The sequence below is a fragment of the Mesorhizobium sp. genome, assembly GCF_005063415.1.
In the GTDB taxonomy this organism is placed as follows: Bacteria; Pseudomonadota; Alphaproteobacteria; order Rhizobiales; family Rhizobiaceae; genus Mesorhizobium.
In genome coordinates, this window is the sequence record NZ_SUEG01000027.1 from 1 (window position 1) to 6,261 (window position 6,261).

Annotated in this window: 6 protein-coding genes and 2 pseudogenes; 3 read left to right on the forward strand and 5 right to left on the reverse strand. The window is 64.6% G+C overall.

Annotation, left to right across the window (positions count from 1 at the left end):
• The 3 genes and pseudogenes from E5W70_RS10085 to E5W70_RS10095 all read left to right on the forward strand — a co-directional run.
• A pseudogene (locus E5W70_RS10085) lies at positions 1-311 on the forward strand (heme biosynthesis protein HemY); the annotation flags it as partial.
• Between the two features lie 39 nt (positions 312-350).
• Entirely contained in the window at positions 351-830 is a 480-nt protein-coding gene (locus E5W70_RS10090; RefSeq protein WP_292657160.1) for a TerB family tellurite resistance protein, read from the forward strand.
• Between the two features lie 18 nt (positions 831-848).
• On the forward strand, positions 849-1,565 hold the full coding sequence (locus E5W70_RS10095; protein WP_292657163.1) for a glutamine amidotransferase: 717 nt from the start codon (positions 849-851) through the stop codon (positions 1,563-1,565).
• 81 nt (positions 1,566-1,646) lie between these two features.
• Here the strand turns inward: E5W70_RS10095 and E5W70_RS10100 are convergent, their stop codons facing one another.
• The 5 genes and pseudogenes from E5W70_RS10100 to E5W70_RS10120 form a co-directional block, all read right to left on the reverse strand.
• The gene (locus E5W70_RS10100; protein WP_292657165.1) at positions 1,647-2,888 is read right to left on the reverse strand and encodes an MFS transporter; all 1,242 of its coding nucleotides are present in this window, start codon (positions 2,886-2,888) and stop codon (positions 1,647-1,649) included.
• Between the two features lie 396 nt (positions 2,889-3,284).
• Positions 3,285-3,749: a MucR family transcriptional regulator gene (locus E5W70_RS10105; protein WP_292657166.1), complete on the reverse strand. Its 465-nt coding sequence runs from the start codon at positions 3,747-3,749 to the stop codon at positions 3,285-3,287.
• A 164-nt stretch (positions 3,750-3,913) separates the two neighbouring features.
• Positions 3,914-4,618 (reverse strand): ROK family protein, encoded by a 705-nt coding sequence (locus E5W70_RS10110; RefSeq protein WP_292657279.1) that lies wholly within the window; start codon positions 4,616-4,618, stop codon positions 3,914-3,916.
• Between the two features lie 19 nt (positions 4,619-4,637).
• Positions 4,638-6,014: a glucose-6-phosphate dehydrogenase gene (gene zwf, locus E5W70_RS10115; protein ID WP_292657170.1), complete on the reverse strand. Its 1,377-nt coding sequence runs from the start codon at positions 6,012-6,014 to the stop codon at positions 4,638-4,640.
• 22 nt (positions 6,015-6,036) lie between these two features.
• Positions 6,037-6,261: pseudogene (locus tag E5W70_RS10120) on the reverse strand (6-phosphogluconate dehydrogenase (decarboxylating)); the annotation flags it as partial.

Below are 6,261 nucleotides of genomic sequence, written 5' to 3' on the forward strand. Positions count from 1 at the left end.
GCCATGAAGAGACGCCGGAGGCACCGGTGCCGGCAATCGCGGCTCCAGCTAAGCCGGTGGAGGAAACAGCCGAGGCGATCGAGCCCACAGCGGTTGCTGCCGAGACGCCGAGCGCGGCGACCGAGGAGAGGCCGGAAAACCGTGCCGGCGAGGATCATGTGACACCGGTCACCGCGGCGGCGTTTGCCGCGGTGCCGGAAGATGCCGAAGCCGTCGAGCCGGCGCAGGAATTGACGCGACTGCCCGACGACCCCGGCGTCGATCCCGACGACGCGGCGGATAAATTGACGCGCCGGTTTCGTTTGTTCTGATCAGGGTCGAGTGGACCCGGGCTTATTGGGAATGATTTGATGTTCGAACGCGTTCTGTCGTTTCTAAGGGATCTGCCGTCCGGTGGTGGCGCCAGCGCCAGCGCCGACGATCCGCGCATTGCGGCGTCCGCCCTGCTTTTCCACGTGATGAACGCCGACGGGGTGCGCCAGGATACCGAATGGGAGCGGTTCAAGAAGGTGCTGGCGGAAAGCTACTCGATCAGCGGCGACGAACTCGACGCGTTGGCGGCTGCCGGCGAGCGGGCCGACAATGAGGCGATCGACCTCTACGCCTTTACCAGCGTGCTCAAGCGCCATCTCGATGCCGAGGCGCGAAAGGCCTTCATCGGCCTGATGTGGGAGATCGTCTATGCCGATGGCGAGCTGCACGAACTCGAGGACAATACCGTCTGGCGGGTCGCCGAGCTGATCGGCGTCGAACGTCGCGACCGTGTCGAGGCGCGCCTCAAGGCGGCCGCCGCGGCTCCTGGTGCAGCCGGAACGTCGAGCGACGAATAGACAGGATCCCGCCTTCCAATGCCGCCCAAGCCAAGCCCGAGACCAAAGATCCTGATCGTGCTGCATCAGGAGCATTCGAGCCCCGGACGGGTCGGCCATATGCTTATCGAGGAAGGCTTCGATCTCGACATCCGCCGCCCGCCGCTCGGCGAGGCCTTGCCGCAGACGCTGGATGGCCATGCCGGCGCCGTGGTGTTCGGCGGGCCGATGAGCGCCAATGACGGCGACGAGTTCGTCCGTCGCGAGACCGACTGGCTTAAGATTCCGCTCAACGAGAACCGGCCACTGCTGGGCATCTGCCTCGGCGCGCAAATGCTGGTCAAGCATCTTGGCGGCAGGGTCGAGGGTCATGGCGAGGGTCTCGTCGAAATCGGCTGGTATCCGCTGAAGGCGACCGAAGCGGGCAGCAGGCTGATGCATTGGCCGGAGATGGTCTATCAGTTCCATCGCGAGGGCTTTTCGCTGCCCAAGGACGCGACGCTTCTGGCGACGGCCGAAACCTATCCCAACCAGGCCTTCCGCTATGGCGACAATGCCTGGGGCATCCAGTTCCATGGCGAATTGACCCGGGCGATGATGCAGCGCTGGGTGGTGCGCGGCGCTCACCGCTTCGAACTGCCCGGCGCGCAGCCCGGCCGCGACCATCTCGGCGGCCGGCTGATCTGGGACATGCACCTCAAGCGCTGGCTCGGCGAGTTCCTGCCGATGATTTTCGGCAAGCCGGCGCTGCGGTGAAGTCGGTGCATTTCGCTCAAAGTGTGCAGCGGTATTGGGATAACGACATGCACAAACAAACGAACTAAAGCGCGTCGCGCTTTAGTTTCGTCCCCTGAGATGACGCACCTTGCGCAGCTGCGGGAACAGCACCGCCCATAGGCCGGCGACAGCGATCGCCCCGACGCCGCCGACCACCACGGCCGGAACCGTGCCGATCAACGCCGCCATGGTGCCGGCGCGGAATTCGCCGAGCTCATTGGAGGCGCCGACAAACACCTGGTTGACGGCGTTGACGCGGCCGCGGACGTCGTCCGGCGTCCAGAGCTGGATCAGCGTCTCGCGGATATAGACGCTGAACATATCGGTGGCGCCGAGCAGGGCAAGGGCTGCGATCGACAACCAGGTGATGGCCGAGAGGCCGAACAGAACCGTGAACGCACCGAACAGCGCGACGAAGCCGAGCATGACAAGGCCGGCATGGTTACGGATCGGGTGTCCGGCCAGCCAGATGGCGACGCAGATGGCCCCGACGCCGGGCGCCGAGCGCAACAGGCCGAGCCCCCACGGGCCGAGTTCAAGGATATCGCGTGCATAGACCGGCAGCAGCGCCGAGGCGCCGGACAGGAGCACCGCGAACAGATCGAGCGAAATGGCACCGAGCACGATCTTTTCGCTCCAGATGTAGCCGAAGCCGGCGAACAGGGTCTGTACCGTCGGCCTGTCGGTCCGGCTGCGCTGGGCGGGCTTCGGGATGGTGAAGATCAGCACGGCGGCGATGAGCATCAGCACGGCCGCGGAGGTGTAGGCGGCTTCGGCCGAAAGCCCGTAGAGCAGGCCGCCGGCTACCGGCCCGACGATGGTTGCTGTCTGCCAGGCGGACGAGTTCCAGGCGATGGCGTTGGCGAAATCCTCCGGCGGCACCAGATTGGCGAACAATGATGACGAGGCCGGCCCGAAGAAGGCGCGCGCGATGCCGAACATGGCGAGCACGATGAAGACCGGCATCGGCCCGGAGAGGCCGCGCAGCGTCAACAGCAGCAGGGCCAAGGCGCAGCCCGCCTCGACCAGCACCGCCAGCGCCATGATCAGGCGGCGTCCAAAACGGTCGGCAACGTCGCCGGTGACCAGCACCAGCAGCAGCGAAGGCAGGAACTGGACGATGCCGACAAGGCCGAGGTCGAACGGGTCGCGGGTGAGATCGTAGATCTGCCAGCCGACGGCGACCGACACGATCTGGGTGGCGAATGTCGAGAGGAAGCGCGCCGCCCAGTAGCTCAGGAACGGCCGGTGGCGAAAGGCGGCATAGCGCTGGTCGGATGGTACTTGGGATTCTGTGGTCATGGATTAGGCCCCGTGGCGGCGATGTCGGCCGGCGGGGCACTTCCACGATGGGCGCTGGTCCGGCCAAAAAAGCCTTTAGCGCAGTTCGGCCGGAGGCGCGCGCAAAAATCCGGCCTGGATCAACGAATTTCGTTCTGGCGAAGGGAGGCAGGCTGGTCGAAGGCGGTGTTCCATCGCCCTGCCAATTTTGGGCGTTTGCGCTGCCCCTCACCCTTACCCTCTCCCCGTGAAGGACGGGGAGAGGGGGTCGCCAGCGTCGCGGCCAAGCCCCTTCTCCCCGTTCTTTACGGGGAGAAGTGCCCGGCAGGGCGATGAGGGGCAGCGCCACGATGGCTATTGGTGCTGCTACGGGATGCAGAGACCGCCGTTCGCAGGCCGATCAAATACCAACGAAGCCTAAGCCGTCGCCTTGGCCTTCCGGCCCCTTCCCTTGACGGGAGCGGGCGGGGCGGCTTTGCGGCCGAGGCCGATCGCCTTGGCGAGCTGCGAACGCGAGGCCGCGTAGTTGGGAGCGACCATCGGGTAGTCGGACGGCAGGCCCCATTTGGCGCGATAGGCATCTGGCGTCAGCCCGAAATGGACGCCGATATGGCGCTTCAAGGATTTGAACTTCTTGCCGTCCTCGAGACAGATGATGTAGTCCGGCGTCACCGATTTCTTGGGATTGACGGCAGGCGTCAGCGGCGCGGCGACCGGCACTGCCGGTTGCCCCAGCCCGCCTATGGAGGCGCTGACGCTGGCGATGAGATCCCCGAGGCCGGAAGCCGGCAAGCGGTTCTTCTCGACATATGCGGACACGATATGGGCGGTCAGCTCGAGCAGGTCGATGTCCTTGCGAGCGTTGTTGCTGTCGTCGATCAATCTATTTCTCCGTCCGTGGGGGTCGCAGAAATTCCTAGTCGGCAAATCTGCGCAATGCAATGACGCCGCACCACGTCACACATTATTTTGAATAATAATACTAACGGCAGCGCGGGATTAACAACCCTGAGCCGGTGCTCGATAATATCAGACAATCAGCAATATCAGATAATCAGGGATTTGTCGCGCCATAGTCGAAATCCGCCCTCGAAGGCGCGTGTGTTGTCGCCGCGTCTGCAATCGGCGGGCAAGTCGGCGAGTTCATCGACATTGCCGCCGCCGATGACCACGTAATCCGGCTGCATGGCGGCGCGAAGCCGGTCGACGACGTCGAAGACGTGTTTGCGCCATTTCTTCTTGCCGCGCTTTTGCAGGCCGCGTTCACCGACATAGTCTTCGAAACTGCCGCGCTTCTTGTAGGGAAGATGGGCGAGCTCCATCGGCTGGGCGACATTATCGACGATCATCGCGGCCCCCAGGCCGGTGCCGAGGCCAAGGAACAGCATGCGGCCGCCTTCATAACTGCCGACGGCCTGCATCAGCGCATCGTTGACGACTTTCACCGGCTTGCCGAACTCAGCGGCGAAATCGCAGCCGACCCAGCCCTTGCCGAGATTGGCGGGTTCGGTCAAAGGCCGGTTGTGGTGCACCGGACCCGGATAGCCCATCGAGACGACATCGTATTGCAATCCTTCGGCGAGCGTCTTCACCGCCGCGACCATTTGCTGCGGCGTAAGCTCCGGTCCGGAACCGGTCTTGCGCTCGTCGCCGCCGGCGCTGGTGCGGATCTTGACGTGCGAGCCGCCGATATCGATCGCAAGCACGATCTTTTCTTCGTCTGATGCCGGTTGCTTCACCGCTTTGGCCACCACTTTCGCCTCCCAGAAATCATTTCGTTGGATTGATCCAGCCGTTCGGCGGCCCGAATCCAGCCATGGCTTCGGCCGGCCCCCACGTCTTTGGCGCGTAGACAGGCGGCGGCGTGGTGTCGCCGAGCACCGGGCCGACGATGCGCCAGGCGAGCTCGCTGGCGTCCTGGCGGGTGAACAGCTGGCCGTTGCCGTTCATGGCGTCGCCGATCAACCGCTCGTAGGGCGGCATGTCGCCCTTCGAATCGTCGAGCGCGGTGAGCTCGACCTGCTCGCCGACCATGTCGTCGCCGGGCGCCTTGCGCCGGGCTCCGATCGAGATCGCCACCTGCGGGTCGATGCGGAAGCGCACGTGATTGCAGTCGCCGGGTGTGATTGGATCGAAGACGTCGAGCGGCGGCCGTTTCAGCCCCACGATGACCTCGGTGGCGTGCACCGGCAGGGATTTGCCGGCTCGGATGAAGAACGGCACATCCTGCCAGCGCCAGGTATCGACGAAAAAGCGCACCGCCGCGAAGGTCTCGACCGGCGAGTTCGGCGCCACGCCCGGCTCGTTGAGATAGCCGTCGAACTGGCCGCGCACGACATCGTCCCTGGTCAGCGTCCGGATCGCCCGCAGCACCTGCACCTTCTCGTCGATCAGATCGTCGGCCGAGCGGCCGACCGGCGGCTCCATGGCGAGCAGCAAGAGGATGTTGAGCAGGTGGTTTTCGATGACGTCGCGGATGCAGCCGACCTCATCATAGAAGCGGCCGCGGCCCTCGACACCGAAATCCTCGGCCATGGTGATCTGCACGCTCTCGACGTAATTGCGGTTCCAGATCGGCTCGAGGAAGGAATTGGCGAAGCGGAAATAGAGCAGGTTCTGGATCGCCTCCTTGCCGAGATAATGGTCGATGCGAAAGATCGACTTCTCGTCGAAGACCAGATGCAGCACCCGGTTCAGCCAGCGCGCCGATTGCAGATCGTGGCCGAACGGCTTTTCCACCATCAGGCGCGCACCCTGGGCGGCGCCCGACTGCTCCAGCCCCTGAACGACGACCTCGAACATCGCCGGCGGCACCGCCAGATAGTGCAGCGGCCGCTCAGCGCTGCCGAGCGCGGTCTTCAGTTTCTCGAAGGTCGCAGGTGCCCGGTAGTCGCCGCTGACATAGCGCAACAGCGAGGCAAGCCTGGCGAAGATCTTCTCGTCGATGCTGCCGATGGCATTGACGATGCCGTCGCGGGCGCGCGCCTGCAGCTTGGCGAGGTCCCAGGGATCGAAGGCGACGCCTATCACCGGCTCGTTCAGCGTCCCCTTGGCCACCATGGCGTAAAGAGCGGGGAAGATCTTCTTATGGGCGAGATCGCCGGTGGCGCCGAAAAGCACCAGCGTGTCCGATCGTTCCTGGCTCATGGGCGTGCCTCCCTGTCGCCCGTCACGAGCCGGCCTTGGGTTTTTCGACATGGCCGCCAAAGGCATAGCGCATGGCGGACAGAAGCTTGTCGGCGAATTCGGATTCGCCTTGCGAGGAGAACCTGTCGAACAGCGCCGACGACAGAACCGGCGCCGGCACGCCGGTGTCGATCGCCGCCTTCAGCGTCCAGCGTCCTTCGCCGGAATCCGAAACCCGCCCGCCGAACTGCGTCAGCGACGAATCGGC